Consider the following 13,803-nt stretch of genomic DNA (forward strand, 5'->3'; position numbering starts at 1 on the left):
ACGTAATAGAAAGATGTTAATAGACTTAGTGGTATTTGATGAAATTTAATTCCATTTATCGAAGCCTGGAGAATTTGTATTGGCCTGATCAACACCTTTTTTGCCAACTTTTTGGCTTGCCTGTATGTTTGTAATGCAGAAACCATCTGCACCGCTTCGATACGAGCGTGAATAGTATCCCTGTGAACGCAATGTCGCGTGCCCTAGCGCCATGGAAATAAGCTCTTTATCTAATCCGGCTCGATGTAATTGTCCCGAGAAGCGGTGGCGAAAACAATATGCTGAAGCGGGTTCTTTGAGATTAGGCATTGCCTTTTTGCTTAAATAACTCACTTTGTCACACAACGCTCCAGTATTTGCAGTTATTGTCAATTCGCCATTATTCTTGCTTAGCTCAGCACATAAATACTCATATTCAATTGAATCAGATATCACGTCAAACTGGCGTAATTCCTGACCATACATACAGCCGCCGTGTCTCTTGGCGCCTTTAATTTTAACTTTGATAGAACGATCAGCATTCAGCGATAACACAGTCCCATCTACCTCTTCTGGACGGCAGCCAGAAATCATAAGGGTTGCAAGGGCAGTTCGGTGCTTGGTATGACTTTTCAATGCAGCCTGAAAGATTTTTTGCGCCCAGTCTTTCGGCAATGTTTTTAATCTTGATGATTTTGATTTTTTGGATTTGACTTCGTTCGATTCTGACTTAACTTTCCAGTCTGATTTGTATTGGCCATTTCTAGCTTTCGCTATATTTTCTTTGTTTTGGTCTACACCAATTACATTCAGAAAATCAAGATATAGCTTTAAATTACCAACCTCTGTACTCCATCTTTGTTGGTCTGCTTTCCTTAAATTATCCATTCCTGGAACGAGATCACTAATCGCATCCATTAAGTGGGATCGGATGGCAGCTTTATAAACATAATAAGTGGCTTTTGAGTTTGCTATATCTATTGGTAAAACCCTATCTTTGATCAACAATCTTTTAGCAACTTTATTGTAGTTTTGCCGTGTCTTATCACGGATATTTCGCGCCTGATTAAGCTTGTGAATTTTTCGGGCTTCTGCGATAACTTTGTATTTTTCTTGTATATCTAAAGCGTGCATATCATCAGTAATCATTTTGAATTCCATTTCCTGTCCTTATATAAATGTTAGCACATTTTTATAAGGACAATAACTTGCATTAGATATTGGTCATCTTGTTAAGTTATACTTGAATGCTAATTTCATTACGCATGTTTATTGGTTCATTGTATTCACCATTTTGAATGTAATAGGCAGCTAACGCTAGGCGCCTATTACGTATATTATTCCGCGCGGCATAAGCGCTGAATAATATTTTTTAGGTGTAATCATGGATTAAGAATCTGCAATGCATTGGCTAGTCAAGTGCTATTCAGGGTTTCACTGATTTGTTGATTTGTGATTGTTTGCTATACTGAATTAAAACAATATGGAGAAACAAAATGGAGCTTTATGTAAGAAATATAAAAATAACGCCAAGTGATTTTGAGGATGTATATTATATGCCGCTTGCTGAAATTGCCTTTAGCATAGATATTCATCGTTTCCAATACTTAGACTATATAAATCCTTTTTCGGGAAAAATATCAGCTGTGGAAATAAACAGCACTGCAAACAGACATGGGAGCACGAAATATTCAGTACTTAAAAAGATTGGGGATAGCTTTAATGTTGATATGAAAGAGGCATTGTTTATGTATTTAGAAGTACTGCCGCATTTAAACCGCCATCTATATAAAGACCCGCAAGCAAAACTTGACTTTCCTAGATTTGAGCTTCTGCAACGAGCTATGTTTAACAATGACTTTTATGATCGATCTGATATGCATTTTAACTATATGACCATTGCTAATGGTGTCGAAAAGCATATATTTGCAAAATCAGTGAAATCTGCAATGGACAAGCTTGATCATTACCTCAAAACAGGTGATGCTGACGAAGAGCATACTTACGTGTCTGCTCAACGTGAATGCGCGGAATATGGCGGCGTCACTCTAATGCGTAATATTAATGAACGGGAGCTATTTAAGCCCTGGCTTATCAGCCAAAAAAATGGCTTCAGGCTCCGGCAGTGTACTATTTTGAAACATTGCATGACGCAGTCTGCGCACTGCCGTTGCCTGGTACGTTCTATGACGATTACAGTGAGTCAGACTAATAATTAACGAATGATGGTTTGATAATCGCTGATCAATGGCTTGGCGCTTGAGCTTTACAGAGCTTATAAAGCTCAATTAAATACTCAACATCGACTCTTGCCCGATGACGTCCACGCGCTTTCTGTCGTGCAATATTTTTTAGATTGTCAAAATATTCTTGCCGCTTTGATATGTCTACATTGGTTAACAACGGTAATATGACGTCGTCTGAGTGGCGTACGAGAAAACGAGAAAAGCCATGTTTGGTACACACAGCATAAAGTTGATCAATCCAGTATTGATCGAAAGGACCGCCATCTGCATATACCACACTACCTGGCGGAAACGATCGACTGAGTTGTTTACACACAAAGCCAGGATGGATACCGTTTTCCTGACAATGATCAAGGCTAATACCATGAATCGACTGAGCGCTAAAATCCCAATTCTTCCATTCCAGAATTGAATCAGGATTAATCAAATAGCATTCGATCAATCCTTGTGGCGTAGACCAGGCAATTTCAATCGGAAAACTATTTGTATGCCAACTACTTGCTTCGATATCTAAAAAACATGGCCAGAGTGAATCTTTATCACGATTCACAGACGAACTCTCGGACAAGTTTAAGCTCTGCATGCCACCTAGGGAGTAAATAATCGGTATAAATCCCCATATTTAAAACAGCATCCAGATATCTAAATTGTTCGTCTATTCTTCGATAATCATAAATCAACTGTAGTATCAAGACATATTTACAGTAGCTAGCTACTTCATTTGCCAAGCTATCGGATGTGCATTCAGCGAATATTTTGTTGTTGACTAGTATGTTCTTGTACCAAATCACAGTTTTCTGATAGTGATCAACAGCCGCTATTAGCTCGAAATAACAATTTTTTAAAGTGTCATTCACTTGATGATTTTTAAAATTAGCTTGATTGATATAGGTTTGAGTAAGGTTATGAATTTGCTGACTCAAATCATCCATTCGTTTTTGCTTAGCGTGCAATTGTTGGGCAATACGTTCAAGTTGAGCTGGCGGCACCTGGTTTTTATTTCTGTTCACCATACAAATCCTATCCTTCGTTGTTCATCATTTTGTTCGCTGAAAAGATTTGTGCAATCTCCAATGCTAATAGCATGGCGGTCAATCTTCGGTGGGCGAGCAGCGGCCGACGCTAAACTCCTGGCTAAAATCAATGTTGCTTCTCTTGGGGTTTTAGTTGATAAAAAATCAACAACGTCGTCACTCAGGTTCTCTTCAAACGATTCTTCAACATCTTCTCTGGTCAGCAGAGTGCGATACACGTTGTGACTAATTTTGCGCATCTCTTCACATGATGGGGCTTGCATATCAATGATCCGAAGACGCGAGCGAATGGTTGGCGGGATAGCATTAACATCATTTGCAGTAGCCAAAAACATCACATATTGCCCAGCCAAGGGCAAATTTTGTGCATAAGCGTCTACAAACCGATACATTTGTGGTCGCTCTAATAGTGTATGTAAGCATCCGTAAGGGTCCATGTTGTGGTTAACCATGGCTTTATCAATTTCATCAAGATGCAAAATTGGATTGCCACAAGTACCGTATATTAATGTTTTTAATACCAGCCCAGGGTGGCTGCTACTCCAGCCAGAGTCATGTCCAATCAGCCCCCAGGAGCTACTGGTAGAACTAAAGTCATAAAACTCATAATCGACTTCTAGGGCTTTACAGATAGCTTTGATCACTGCGGTCTTACCAATGCCTGGTGGTCCAGAAATGCATATCGGCGGCATATAAATAGCTTTGTCGGTTTTAGCGAGACGTCTTAAATGTAAAAAATCGTGGATATATCGCAATAATTCAATCGCGTTTGGATACAGCTCAAACAGCAATTCGATATTGTTTATTACCGAAAAATTGGCTTCTTTGAGAGGTTTTTGTGATGGGATTGATTGTAATGAATCATAAAATTTACGCTCCTCGCGGCCGACAGTTGTTCGGTTGGACAATTCTTTTAAGCTGTCAGCATCGAAAATTTTGAGATATTGCAATCCGTCATTCGCTGCGTTGCAATTTACTTGATTGTGGGTTGTGCTTTGTAGATGTTCACCGAAAACGCGTTTCAAAAAGTCTTGGTATTCAGATGAGGAGCTATCGATGTCGTTAGATAGTTCGCGAATTTCAGATGTTTGCTGATCAGCTAGAGCGCGAATGAAATTTTCCGCTTTTTTTCTTGATTTTTGATTGTTAGTAGAGGTGTTTTTATGATTGGTCATAGTCCTGAATAGTTAGTTCAGAGAATATTATAAACATAATTCAATAGCAGGAGACAACTGCCTAAAAAAATAAGTTTGAATGGCAGCCAAGCATCACACCTAACCAGACTCATTGTTCGCAGGAACGCCTTGCAAAATCTGGCCTTAGAAGATGCTGTCAGATTAATCAGTTACACCAATTGATATAGCAAAAATCTTACTTGGGTGGCATATCATTTTTTTCGGTAAAAAAATTAATGCTTGGGTAAAAATAAAATTAATACTTTTTACAGCAAGCTCCTACAATAGTGAATGAGCCTTGATTGTTGTTTTAAATTTTTTATCAAAAACTTGAATGCAAGTCATAACTTACATACTAATTATTTTTTTAAGGGTTTTATATGAAGGAAATTGATGCTTTGTTGCACGTGGCTGTTCGATCTGAGTCTTATGAGCAATTAGAAGATATTATTGCCAAAGGAGCCAATGTTAATTGTCTAGACGAAGACGATTGCTCTCCATTGTACTGGGCATTGTGTATTGGATGCGCTAACAGCGCAGCGATTTTGTTGCATTACGGTGCTGATCCAAAATTAGGCGGCAATAATCTTGAGCCATTAGAAATCGCAAGGCTGCAAGATGATGATGAATTAATTAGCTTGATGAAATGCTATCTGGCACCGATCGAAAAAAGGATTCTGATGGAAGATGGTTGCATGGATGAAATGAGTGAAGAGCCTGATAAGGCTTTTTGTGTGGCACTGTAAACCGTTGTTTGAATTTTATTCGCAACTTTTATTGTACTTACAAAAGTTGCGAGTGTTTTTTACGAAAAATCTGATCCTGTGCGTGGTCGTTAATTTTTGATCTGTAGAATTTATCTAAAAATCGATTGGATTTATCTGAAGTGAAACGAATGCGGGTTCAGAAACATAAACCCTATGGGTGATTATTTCCATGCTAATAGTCATACTTCCTATCCATTGAGTAGTCCCAAAACTCTTTAAATTGGTAACTTTTAATGACGCGGAAAAAATCCAAATCCATATGCATTAGGTATGCGTACTCTCTGGCGGTAACACAAGTAACAAAAGTATCAATGAATTATTGGTTTACTAATGTTATCTACTAAAATTTCGCAAGAATTCGATTTTTTTAAAAGCATCAGTCACTGATTTTTTCTAAAGCGCGTTATTTAGTCTTGTTACTTCAGTTACTGCTGTTACGCTTATGTCTAGCAAGGCTTATAGAGCGAGAAATGTCTTAATGGAATTGTTGCATTTGTTACTTTTCTTGCTTACATAAGGACTGGCGAAGCCTACCATTTAGCCATGCTAGTAACTGCTAAATACGTGGCGGAATTCATGGTTAATGGCTGAAAAACATAAGCATTGTTAGAGCAATTTAAAATTGCTGGCCTGAGATCTTAACCGAAGCCGATTAATAGATCCTTCTACTCTATCCCAAACAGAAAGTTGGAAACAGCTGAATTTTGATAAAATTCGGATGGCCAAAAGTTTACAATGGCCATCCAATCAAATAATTGATTTTTTCAATACACTACTCAATGAGTAGTGTTAACGTTACACTTCGAAGTCTTCGAGTTTTTTGCCTTTAGCAAGTTGTTCCTTAAGCCATAGGGGTCTGGCGCCTTTCCCCCCCCATGCGTTGCCATTTTCATCACGATACTTGATCTGAGTGCTTTTGCCTTCAGCCAAGTGTGGCATATTTTTTTTCTTTTCGGATGCTTTGGACTCAAAGAATCCGAGGTCTTTTGCCTCTATCTTGTATAGGGCAATTTTTGCCTTTATATCTTCGATTACCGATTCTATTTCTTTTAGTCTTGCCTGTTCTGCTTGATTTTGTAGCTGTTTGATTTTTTCTTGAAGCTCAACGTAGCTTGCAGTGTCCTCTTGAAATGTCATGAGTGTATTCTCCTTTATTTAATATTTTAGAGGAAGTAGTCTTAATTTAATAATTTCAAAACTTTTTTAAAAAATTTTCAAAAAAGTTGAAAAAATGTATTTTTTGGTATTAACGTTTTGTATTTCGCCTTATATCATAGAAATACAAGGTTGTGTTGTGGAATTTCTTGGAATGCCATAGCTGACTTTTTTTTAAAACTACAAGGTGAATTGCAATGAAAGCTATTGATAAAAAAATTTTTGTTAGGCCCGCTGAAATACAAGAAATTTATGGCATTAGCAGAAGTACTGCGTATCGATTGATGGCTGAAGATAAATTTCCACAGCTCATCAAACTAACCGAGCGTTGCCGCGCTTGGTATAAAGAAGAGCTTGATAAACATTTCAACATGGCAGCGCAATAATAGGACGAATTATGAGTTTAATCAACGATGCCATTAGTGAAATGCTCGACGCCGGATTGATCGTAAAAGATGGTGTACTCAACTTAGATTGTGGCATACATCGCTTACCAACAACGCAAAAACCGAATAAAACAGATGGTTGGTACATCGGTTCTGAAAAACAAATCGGTGGCAAGGATTATGTCTGTGTTACATATAGCAACTATATAACAGGTGAAAAGGTAACGTACAAAAGCTGGAAGAATGATACCAACATTCCAACTGCACATAAAGATCAGCTTTTGAAACAAATCAATGCCCAAAAAGTAGCTGCCGAAGCCGTAGCAGAGAAAACGGCCAAAGAGGCTGCTGAAAAATCGTTTCAAAAATGGGAGACACTTTCAGTTGAAAGAGAACGGCAGCATGCTTATTTCACTAACAAGAATGTCAATAATTACGGATTGCGTTTTGGTGAAAATTGGAAAGGTAATTTTACTGCCGTGCCTATTTTTGATATTGATGGTCACTATAAAGGCATGCAGAGAATTTATGAGGATGTGATCCCAGGGACAGATCGGAATAAGGAGTTCGATTTTGGAATGAGTAAAAAATGCGGTCACTTTATCATCGGAGCACCCCCTGATAGATCCGCGAATGAGCCGCTGTTATTTGCAGAGGGTTATGCAACGGCTGCAAGCATTTTTGAAGCAACTGGCTACACCACAATTGTTTGCTTTGATGCCGGCAACTTGTACCCTGTTGTTGAGGCATATAGAGAACTTTTTCCAAGCCATAATTTTATAATTTGCGCTGATAATGATGAGCATTTAGAGACTAATGTTGGATTTAACAAGGCAAAAATCGCCGCCAAAAAATTTAATTGCAATGTTGCTTTGCCTACGTTTCTCGAAGAACACAAAATCCAAATCCCTTCCGACTTTAATGATTATCATAATCTTTATGGTTTGGTGGCTGTTAAGAAAGCCATTGATCTGGTGATACGAGAACACGTTCAAGAACCTCTACCCCAAGAAAAAAATAAATCAAAAATTCCCGAACTAAAGGACAGGCCTTGTTTTTTTGTCTCTGAGGAATTTTTTTGCATCGATGATAAAAATAAAAAGCCAGGACTGTATTATTTCGATACCAAAATGGTTGGGAAAGAAAAAACTGCAATAGAGCTTGTCGAAACTTGGATCTGTAGTCCATTTTATGTCGATGCAATTTCATCAGATAATAAAGGCAATAGCTTCGGTCGACTTATTCGCTTTATCAATGCAAAAAAGCAATGGTGCTCGTTGATTCTGCCAATGAGTTTTCTCGCGTCGCAAAGTTGCGAAAAGCTGTTCGATCAATTACTCGATAAAGGATTGCTGATTGATCCAAGGCATAAAAATTTATTGCTACAGTATGTTCATACTCATACACCTCAAATGCATGTTGAAACAATTATGAAAACAGGCTGGCATGAGGGGGCGTTTGTGCTGACAGACAAAACATTTGGCAACAGCGAACTCTATTATCAAGCTGAGGGGTTGCCACCCTAGCAACTTGGCTACTTAGCGAGTTAATTGAAAAGTGTTGTTCGATCTGGATCTGTTCTTGTAAGAAATCATGTTTGCAAGCAACTAATTTAGAGAGAAATTCTTGACCTGCGACACCATAATTTTTTTTGCTGGCTGCAACTAATGCATCAGAAAATTCTCTTCCATTTCGGAAGCCGTGTAGATCATTAAAGACACCATATCTGCCAGCAACCGGAATACCAACTAACCGCAACTCCTGACCAGCATTAATAGATAAATTGTGGGTCGAGAGATAGTCTTCGAGGCTTTCTTCGCCCGTTGACAGGACCATTGTTCGCCAACGTTGAACTTCTTTTGCTTTGCCAGAGATCAAAGCACGCTGCTTGCCTTGACCATTGAACAATGAATAGGTGATGCAGCTGATTTCTTTAGGGTCAGCTTCTGAAATTTCGTCGAGTGGCAATAATGTATCGTTGTAAATCATCGCTGCACCTTCCATGCCATTGGCCGTTGCTTTCCATGAGCGTGTGAAATTATCGCCACCCCAGACGCTTCTAGCCACCGACAAAAGCGTGGTTTTGCCACTGCTTGAATCACCGTAGAGATGAATGCCGCCACCGGCGGCATTAACTTTTTCCAGTAACGGTCCAGCAAATGCAGCACTAACAAACAGCATCATTGATGCATTGTTAGTGCAAAAACGTGCCATTGCTTTCTGCCAATCGTTCAATGTGCCGGACATTTGATAGATAACAGGCATTAAAACGATTCGCAGTTATCGCGCATGCAGGTGAATTAGCTACAAAATTTGACATAACCGGTTGGACAACTGGTGATGCCACTTCTGCCGCAATTGCTTGTTTTGAGCTTTGGCGGGAAGGTTTTCATCATGAAAGCTTCGAAAGTGACAGAGCCTTACTATCCGTATCTGATTTTGTCGACAAATGGCGAGAAAGTCGATTTATGGCGCCTGGGGATTATTGTGCAAACCGCGCTGGTTATATACGTCAAAAAGACGGTGTCACTCACTACCAGTTCAACCGCCCAGGGTTGCAGGAAGCATTGAATGGGTTGAATTTCAAGCGTAGCCTTCAAGCATTAAAGAACGCCGGATGGCTTTTAACAGAGCAAGGTTCTTTGACGACTCAAGTCAAAATTAAAGGCAAAAATACGCGCCTGTTCGTTATCCAATTTCCAGAAAACTAAAGAATTGCCGCCATGCAAACAAATGAAGCAATGAAAAAACGTGTTTACTGCAAACTTAATTAGAGTCTGCTCAGAAAATATAACCCATTGATTAAGCGTAGTTATTGAGGAATTTTGGTATAATTGCTGCACGAAAAACATGCCATTAGCCTCAAAAACCGTGCAGCCATGATTCGAACCACGAGCTCAAAACAACTGACGATAGCTGAATTCGACTGGCCGTTCGAGACAGCCCTGGATAAACACAATCGCTGGGTAAAACTGAGTGAGTGCATCCCGTGGGACGAACTGGCGGAATGCTATTACCAAGGGATGAGGGCGGACCGGGGCCGGCCGTTGAAAGACGCGCGGCGCGTAATCGGCGCGGTGATCATCAAGCACAAACTGTGTTTGTCAGACGTGGAAACCGTCCAGCAAATCCAGGAAAACCCGTACCTGCAATACTTCGTCGGCTTGCCCGGCTACCAAGCGGCGGCGCCGTTTGCGCCGTCGTTATTGGTCGAAGTGCGCAAGCGCATGGGCGAAGCCGTGTTCGAAGGCTTTCACCGCGCCATCATCGAGGCGCACGAGGGGCAAAAGCCGACCCCGACCAAACTGGAAACGCCGCCGGCCGCGGCAACGCCCGCTGCGTCTGAGCCGAAGGCCGCGGCTAGCGTGACCGCGCCTGAAGCTGAGGTTCAGCCCGAGGCGGCCGAAGCGGCCTTGGATTTTGCCGATAAAGACGGTGTCCCATCGGCACCGGAGCCGGAAGCACCGGCCGCCCCGCGCGGCCAATTGATTCTGGATGCCACCGTGGTCGAACAAGCCATCCGCTTTCCCACCGATTTGAGCCTGTTGAACGAAGCGCGGGAATTAACGGAACGGATCATCGACACCCTGTGCAAGCGCCTGAAGGTCACGGACAAACCCAGGACTTATCGCCACAAAGCCCGCAGTGCGTATCTGGCCGTCGCCAAACAAAAGCGCCCCGGCCGGAAAGTGCTACGCCGAGGCATCAAGCAACAGTGGCAATATCTGCGCCGCAACCTGAGCCACATCGAACAACTCTTGGCGCCCATCCCTCAGGGTTCGCCGCTGCCGTTGCCGGGTTGGCTGCTGCATCGCTACTGGGTGATTCAGCATCTGTACCAGCAACAATGGGACATGTATCGAAACCAGACCCGCCGCTGCGACCGCCGCATCGTCAGTATCAGTCAACCCTATGTGCGGCCGATGGTGCGCGGCAAGTTGGACAAGCCGGTCGAATTCGGCGCCAAACTCAGCGTCAGCCTGAGCGGCGAAGGCCTAGCTCATGTCGATCACCTGCGATGGGATGCCTTTCACGAAGGACTGGATCTGGTCTCGCAAGTCGAAGCGTACTTGGCGCGCTACGGCCACTATCCGGAACGGGTGCTCGCCGATCCGATCTACGGCACGCGCGCCAACCGCGACTACCTGAAGCAACACGGTATCCGCTTTGCCGGCAAACCGCTCGGCCGCCCCAAACGCGAAACCGAGGCCAACCGGGAGCAACTCAAACACGACAAAGAACAGCGCCGGCAGGAATACCTGCAGCGCATCCCCATCGAAGGCAAATTCGGCCAAGGTAAAAACGGCTATCGTCTCACCGACATCCGCGCCAAGCGCGCCAACACCTCGTTCGCCTGGATCAACACCATCTTCTTGGTGATGAACCTGCTGGTCCTGCAAGGGATCTTTTTTGCCCTCGGTCAATGCCGCCTGGTCGGGTTACTGCAAATGATCGTGCGCGCCTGGAAACAAAAGATTTGGAATCTGCGCACCCATTCTAACTTGGCCGATCCGATTTGCTCGTCATTGCCACAGCTGATTTACTGAGCAGACTCTAATTACCATACCTTTTTACAGGCGGTAGGACTAATCAGAGTTGGTCAAGCAAACAAGTTTGGAACTATCAAGCCTAGCAAAACCAAAGCCCACAGTACTATTACAGACACAATATATACAATCTTCGAACCAGTTTATATAGGGCAATTAATGGATTGGTTTATAAAGCTGGATTATGATTTTTATCTAATACACATGAGGTACCTGGATTGCATGGTGTTAACCGATAGGGCTTTGTTCAACTTCTCAGAGCGCTATTTTGATGCAAAAAAGGAAAAAGCGAAGCTTCTTATCGAGTTATCCCAAGAAGACTTTTCTGATCAACAATCAGCATTATGCCTTTAGTTTAACGTTGAAACTTCAATGCCGAGAGTGAATTTTGATGAAATTCTCTCTGGTGAAAAATTTTCAAATTTCAAGCTCTGTGCGAAGAATATTTTGTGCTATGATTTGTGCTGCATTTTGTATTGCAGCCTCTAACTTTCCTTTAACTAACCTTAAAGAATTTTAAGAGAAATCAATAGCTTAGAAAAATTAGTGCAATATGTGGAGCGTCAAGTCCTCTCCTCGGCACCATTCAACTCAGTGTTTTCAAGGGTTGGATGGTCACATATACCAAATTTGTACCAATCGCTTAAAAAATCCCCTTCAAAAAGTCCAACACGATCAGGCCCAAAAGTTGGCCATTCTGAGTCGTTAAAATCATAAAACCGCCATCGCCGCTCTGAATGTTTTGAGCGCGGCCAATACTTGCGATGTGATGGTAACTTTTACTGGAGCAATGCCTTGGTGCAAGGGGATTTGTCCAGCCATAAGAAGCCGGCGATTAAACCGGCTGTACTTGGTTATGTTTGGCAGCCTCCAGCTAACTCGCACTCCTCTTCGGCCTTAGTTGCGCATCGACATGACCTTGATCAGCAGCCTTCAGAAAATCCGTGGCTCAATGTTAAGCATTGTTAATGTGCATTGACCAGCCAATGCCCGGCGCGGACGCTCAGCAACAACGCCAGCAACACCGCGAAGGCAATGGGATTGGTCAGGTCTTTTTTGACTAGCCACCAATAATGCACGACTCCGCCTATCGCGCACGGGTATACCAGTTTATGCAGCAACCGCCAGCGTTTGCCGCCCAAGCGACGCATCATTGCATCGCTGGAGGTGATCGCCAGCGGGATCATCAACAAAAATGCCGGAAAACCCACCGTGATATAAGGCCGTTTCAGGATGTCCTTGGCGATACTGTCCCAATCGAAAAATTGATCCAGCACCAGATAGGCCAAAAAGTGCAGACAGCCGTAGAAGAAAGCGAACAAGCCCAGCATCCGCCGCAAGCGTATCCACCACGACCAATCGGTCAGCCGTCTAAGCGGTGTAGCGCTGAGCGTGATCAGCAAAAACGTCAAGGTCCAGTAGCCCGTCACATGAGTAATCTTTTCGATGGGGTTGGCACCCAGGCTATCCGCATAGGCCCCATAAGCGAGCTTAAATACCGGTATCAAGCCCAGCACGAACAAGGCCGCTTTGACGCCAGCGAGCGTTTTATTAGGCAGATTTTTCAAAGTCGCCATTTTAAAAATTAGCCTGTAGATCCATGCCTGCGTACAGTTGCCCGACCTGATCGGCGTAGCCGTTGAACATCAAGGTCTTGCGCTTTAAAAACTCACCGATACGGCGTTCCTTGGCCTGACTCCAGCGCGGGTGGTCCACATCCGGATTGACGTTGGCATAAAAGCCATATTCGGCGGGCCCCGCCTTCATCCAGCTGGAAACCGGCTGTTTTTCCACAAAGCGAATGCCGACGATGGATTTAGCGCTTTTAAAGCCATACTTCCAGGGCACCACGATGCGGATCGGTGCACCGTTTTGATTGGGCAGTACTTCGCCGTACAAACCCACCGTCAACAAGGTTAAGGGATGCATGGCTTCGTCTATTCGCAGCCCTTCCCGGTACGGCCATTCCAGCACAGCCGATTTTTGACCGGGCATTTGCGCGGGATCATGCAAGCTGACTAATTCCACGAATTTGGCGTTGCCGGTCGGCTCTACGCGTTTGATCAATTCGGCCAGCGAAAAGCCGACCCACGGCACCACCATCGACCAGGCCTCCACGCAACGTAGCCGATAAATTCGCTCTTCCAACGGCGCCAGTTTCAACAATTCGTCGATGTCGAATACCTTGGGCTTGTTCACCGCTCCGTCCACCGTTACAGTCCAGGGCCGGGTTTTCAGGCGACCGGCCTTGGCGGCGGGATCGTCCTTGCCGGTACCGAATTCGTAAAAGTTATTGTATTGGGTCACATCCTTGAACGGCGTCAATGCTTCCGCGACGTTATAGGCCGACCTTTTTATGTCCGGCAGTTTGTCGCCCGCCCACACCGCCGCCGGCAATAAGGCCGCCAAGCCGGCGCCGCCGGCCATTTGCATAAACTTGCGCCGGGCATCAAACAATTCCTTGGGCGTAATTTCCGAGGATTTAATTGGCGGTACTTTATAAGGTTTCATTTA

The 13,803-nt window shown here is 43.3% G+C and carries 14 protein-coding genes; 6 read left to right on the forward strand and 8 right to left on the reverse strand.

All coding sequences use genetic code 11. From position 1 onward, the window contains the following. Positions 1-45 precede the first annotated feature (45 nt). The gene (locus QZJ86_RS11225; protein ID WP_301670495.1) at positions 46-1,140 is read right to left on the reverse strand and encodes a site-specific integrase; all 1,095 of its coding nucleotides are present in this window, start codon (positions 1,138-1,140) and stop codon (positions 46-48) included. 335 nt (positions 1,141-1,475) lie between these two features. Between QZJ86_RS11225 and QZJ86_RS11230 the strand changes: the two genes are divergently transcribed. Beyond that, positions 1,476-2,198 (forward strand): hypothetical protein, encoded by a 723-nt coding sequence (locus tag QZJ86_RS11230; RefSeq protein ID WP_301670496.1) that lies wholly within the window; start codon positions 1,476-1,478, stop codon positions 2,196-2,198. Positions 2,199-2,223: 25 nt separating this feature from the next. On the opposite strand, the gene QZJ86_RS11235 is transcribed toward QZJ86_RS11230, so the two are convergent. Genes QZJ86_RS11235 through QZJ86_RS11245 form a run of 3 tightly spaced genes read right to left on the reverse strand, consistent with a single transcriptional unit; the run spans position 2,224 to position 4,434 of the window. Next, the gene (locus QZJ86_RS11235) at positions 2,224-2,775 is read right to left on the reverse strand and encodes a 3'-5' exonuclease family protein (RefSeq protein ID WP_301670498.1); all 552 of its coding nucleotides are present in this window, start codon (positions 2,773-2,775) and stop codon (positions 2,224-2,226) included. Next, entirely contained in the window at positions 2,765-3,238 is a 474-nt protein-coding gene (locus QZJ86_RS11240; protein ID WP_301670499.1) for a hypothetical protein, read from the reverse strand. The genes QZJ86_RS11235 and QZJ86_RS11240 overlap by 11 nt, the downstream gene beginning before the upstream one ends. After that, entirely contained in the window at positions 3,232-4,434 is a 1,203-nt protein-coding gene (locus tag QZJ86_RS11245) for an AAA family ATPase (protein ID WP_301670500.1), read from the reverse strand. Before QZJ86_RS11245 ends, QZJ86_RS11240 begins: the two co-directional genes overlap by 7 nt. Before the next feature lie 380 nt (positions 4,435-4,814). Here QZJ86_RS11245 and QZJ86_RS11250 point away from each other — a divergent pair, with 380 nt between their 5' ends. Further along, positions 4,815-5,180 (forward strand): ankyrin repeat domain-containing protein, encoded by a 366-nt coding sequence (locus tag QZJ86_RS11250; protein WP_301670501.1) that lies wholly within the window; start codon positions 4,815-4,817, stop codon positions 5,178-5,180. An 816-nt stretch (positions 5,181-5,996) separates the two neighbouring features. On the opposite strand, the gene QZJ86_RS11255 is transcribed toward QZJ86_RS11250, so the two are convergent. Further along, positions 5,997-6,338 carry an H-NS histone family protein gene (locus QZJ86_RS11255; protein WP_301670502.1) on the reverse strand — a complete coding sequence of 114 codons (342 nt, stop codon included), beginning with the start codon at positions 6,336-6,338 and terminating at the stop codon, positions 5,997-5,999. Positions 6,339-6,553: 215 nt separating this feature from the next. On the opposite strand from QZJ86_RS11255, the gene QZJ86_RS11260 reads away from it, so the two are divergent. Together QZJ86_RS11260 and QZJ86_RS11265 are read left to right on the forward strand one after the other, a co-directional pair. Then, the gene (locus QZJ86_RS11260) at positions 6,554-6,742 is read left to right on the forward strand and encodes a helix-turn-helix transcriptional regulator (protein WP_301670503.1); all 189 of its coding nucleotides are present in this window, start codon (positions 6,554-6,556) and stop codon (positions 6,740-6,742) included. Between the two features lie 11 nt (positions 6,743-6,753). After that, a complete protein-coding gene (locus QZJ86_RS11265; protein ID WP_301670504.1) occupies positions 6,754-8,268 on the forward strand; it encodes a DUF927 domain-containing protein in 1,515 nt (504 codons plus the stop codon). Here QZJ86_RS11265 and QZJ86_RS11270 read toward each other — a convergent pair. Next, complete coding sequence (locus tag QZJ86_RS11270) at positions 8,171-9,007, reverse strand: DUF927 domain-containing protein (protein ID WP_301670505.1); 837 nt, start codon at positions 9,005-9,007, stop codon at positions 8,171-8,173. The genes QZJ86_RS11265 and QZJ86_RS11270 overlap by 98 nt on opposite strands. A gap of 203 nt (positions 9,008-9,210) precedes the next feature. Between QZJ86_RS11270 and QZJ86_RS21625 the strand changes: the two genes are divergently transcribed. Continuing rightward, complete coding sequence (locus QZJ86_RS21625) at positions 9,211-9,453, forward strand: hypothetical protein (RefSeq protein ID WP_407081615.1); 243 nt, start codon at positions 9,211-9,213, stop codon at positions 9,451-9,453. A 168-nt stretch (positions 9,454-9,621) separates the two neighbouring features. Further along, complete coding sequence (locus tag QZJ86_RS11280; protein WP_301670507.1) at positions 9,622-11,289, forward strand: IS5 family transposase; 1,668 nt, start codon at positions 9,622-9,624, stop codon at positions 11,287-11,289. A 965-nt stretch (positions 11,290-12,254) separates the two neighbouring features. On the opposite strand, the gene QZJ86_RS11285 is transcribed toward QZJ86_RS11280, so the two are convergent. Both QZJ86_RS11285 and msrP read right to left on the reverse strand, forming a co-directional pair. Then, the gene (locus QZJ86_RS11285; protein ID WP_301670508.1) at positions 12,255-12,866 is read right to left on the reverse strand and encodes a protein-methionine-sulfoxide reductase heme-binding subunit MsrQ; all 612 of its coding nucleotides are present in this window, start codon (positions 12,864-12,866) and stop codon (positions 12,255-12,257) included. Between the two features lies 1 nt (position 12,867). After that, complete coding sequence (gene msrP / locus QZJ86_RS11290) at positions 12,868-13,800, reverse strand: protein-methionine-sulfoxide reductase catalytic subunit MsrP (RefSeq protein WP_301670509.1); 933 nt, start codon at positions 13,798-13,800, stop codon at positions 12,868-12,870. Positions 13,801-13,803 lie beyond the last annotated feature (3 nt).

It is taken from the genome of Methylomonas montana (assembly GCF_030490285.1).
Lineage (GTDB): Bacteria > Pseudomonadota > Gammaproteobacteria > Methylococcales > Methylomonadaceae > Methylomonas > Methylomonas montana.

Coding starts and splice junctions, on each gene's coding strand:
- QZJ86_RS11225 (WP_301670495.1), bottom strand. CDS start 1,140: ATGGAATTCAAAATGATTACTGATGATATGCACGCTTTAGATATACAA.
- QZJ86_RS11230 (WP_301670496.1), top strand. CDS start 1,476: ATGGAGCTTTATGTAAGAAATATAAAAATAACGCCAAGTGATTTTGAG.
- QZJ86_RS11240 (WP_301670499.1), bottom strand. CDS start 3,238: ATGGTGAACAGAAATAAAAACCAGGTGCCGCCAGCTCAACTTGAACGT.
- QZJ86_RS11245 (WP_301670500.1), bottom strand. CDS start 4,434: ATGACCAATCATAAAAACACCTCTACTAACAATCAAAAATCAAGAAAA.
- QZJ86_RS11250 (WP_301670501.1), top strand. CDS start 4,815: ATGAAGGAAATTGATGCTTTGTTGCACGTGGCTGTTCGATCTGAGTCT.
- QZJ86_RS11255 (WP_301670502.1), bottom strand. CDS start 6,338: ATGACATTTCAAGAGGACACTGCAAGCTACGTTGAGCTTCAAGAAAAA.
- QZJ86_RS11260 (WP_301670503.1), top strand. CDS start 6,554: ATGAAAGCTATTGATAAAAAAATTTTTGTTAGGCCCGCTGAAATACAA.
- QZJ86_RS11265 (WP_301670504.1), top strand. CDS start 6,754: ATGAGTTTAATCAACGATGCCATTAGTGAAATGCTCGACGCCGGATTG.
- QZJ86_RS11270 (WP_301670505.1), bottom strand. CDS start 9,007: ATGCCTGTTATCTATCAAATGTCCGGCACATTGAACGATTGGCAGAAA.
- QZJ86_RS21625 (WP_407081615.1), top strand. CDS start 9,211: ATGGCGCCTGGGGATTATTGTGCAAACCGCGCTGGTTATATACGTCAA.
- QZJ86_RS11280 (WP_301670507.1), top strand. CDS start 9,622: ATGATTCGAACCACGAGCTCAAAACAACTGACGATAGCTGAATTCGAC.
- QZJ86_RS11285 (WP_301670508.1), bottom strand. CDS start 12,866: ATGGCGACTTTGAAAAATCTGCCTAATAAAACGCTCGCTGGCGTCAAA.
- msrP (WP_301670509.1), bottom strand. CDS start 13,800: ATGAAACCTTATAAAGTACCGCCAATTAAATCCTCGGAAATTACGCCC.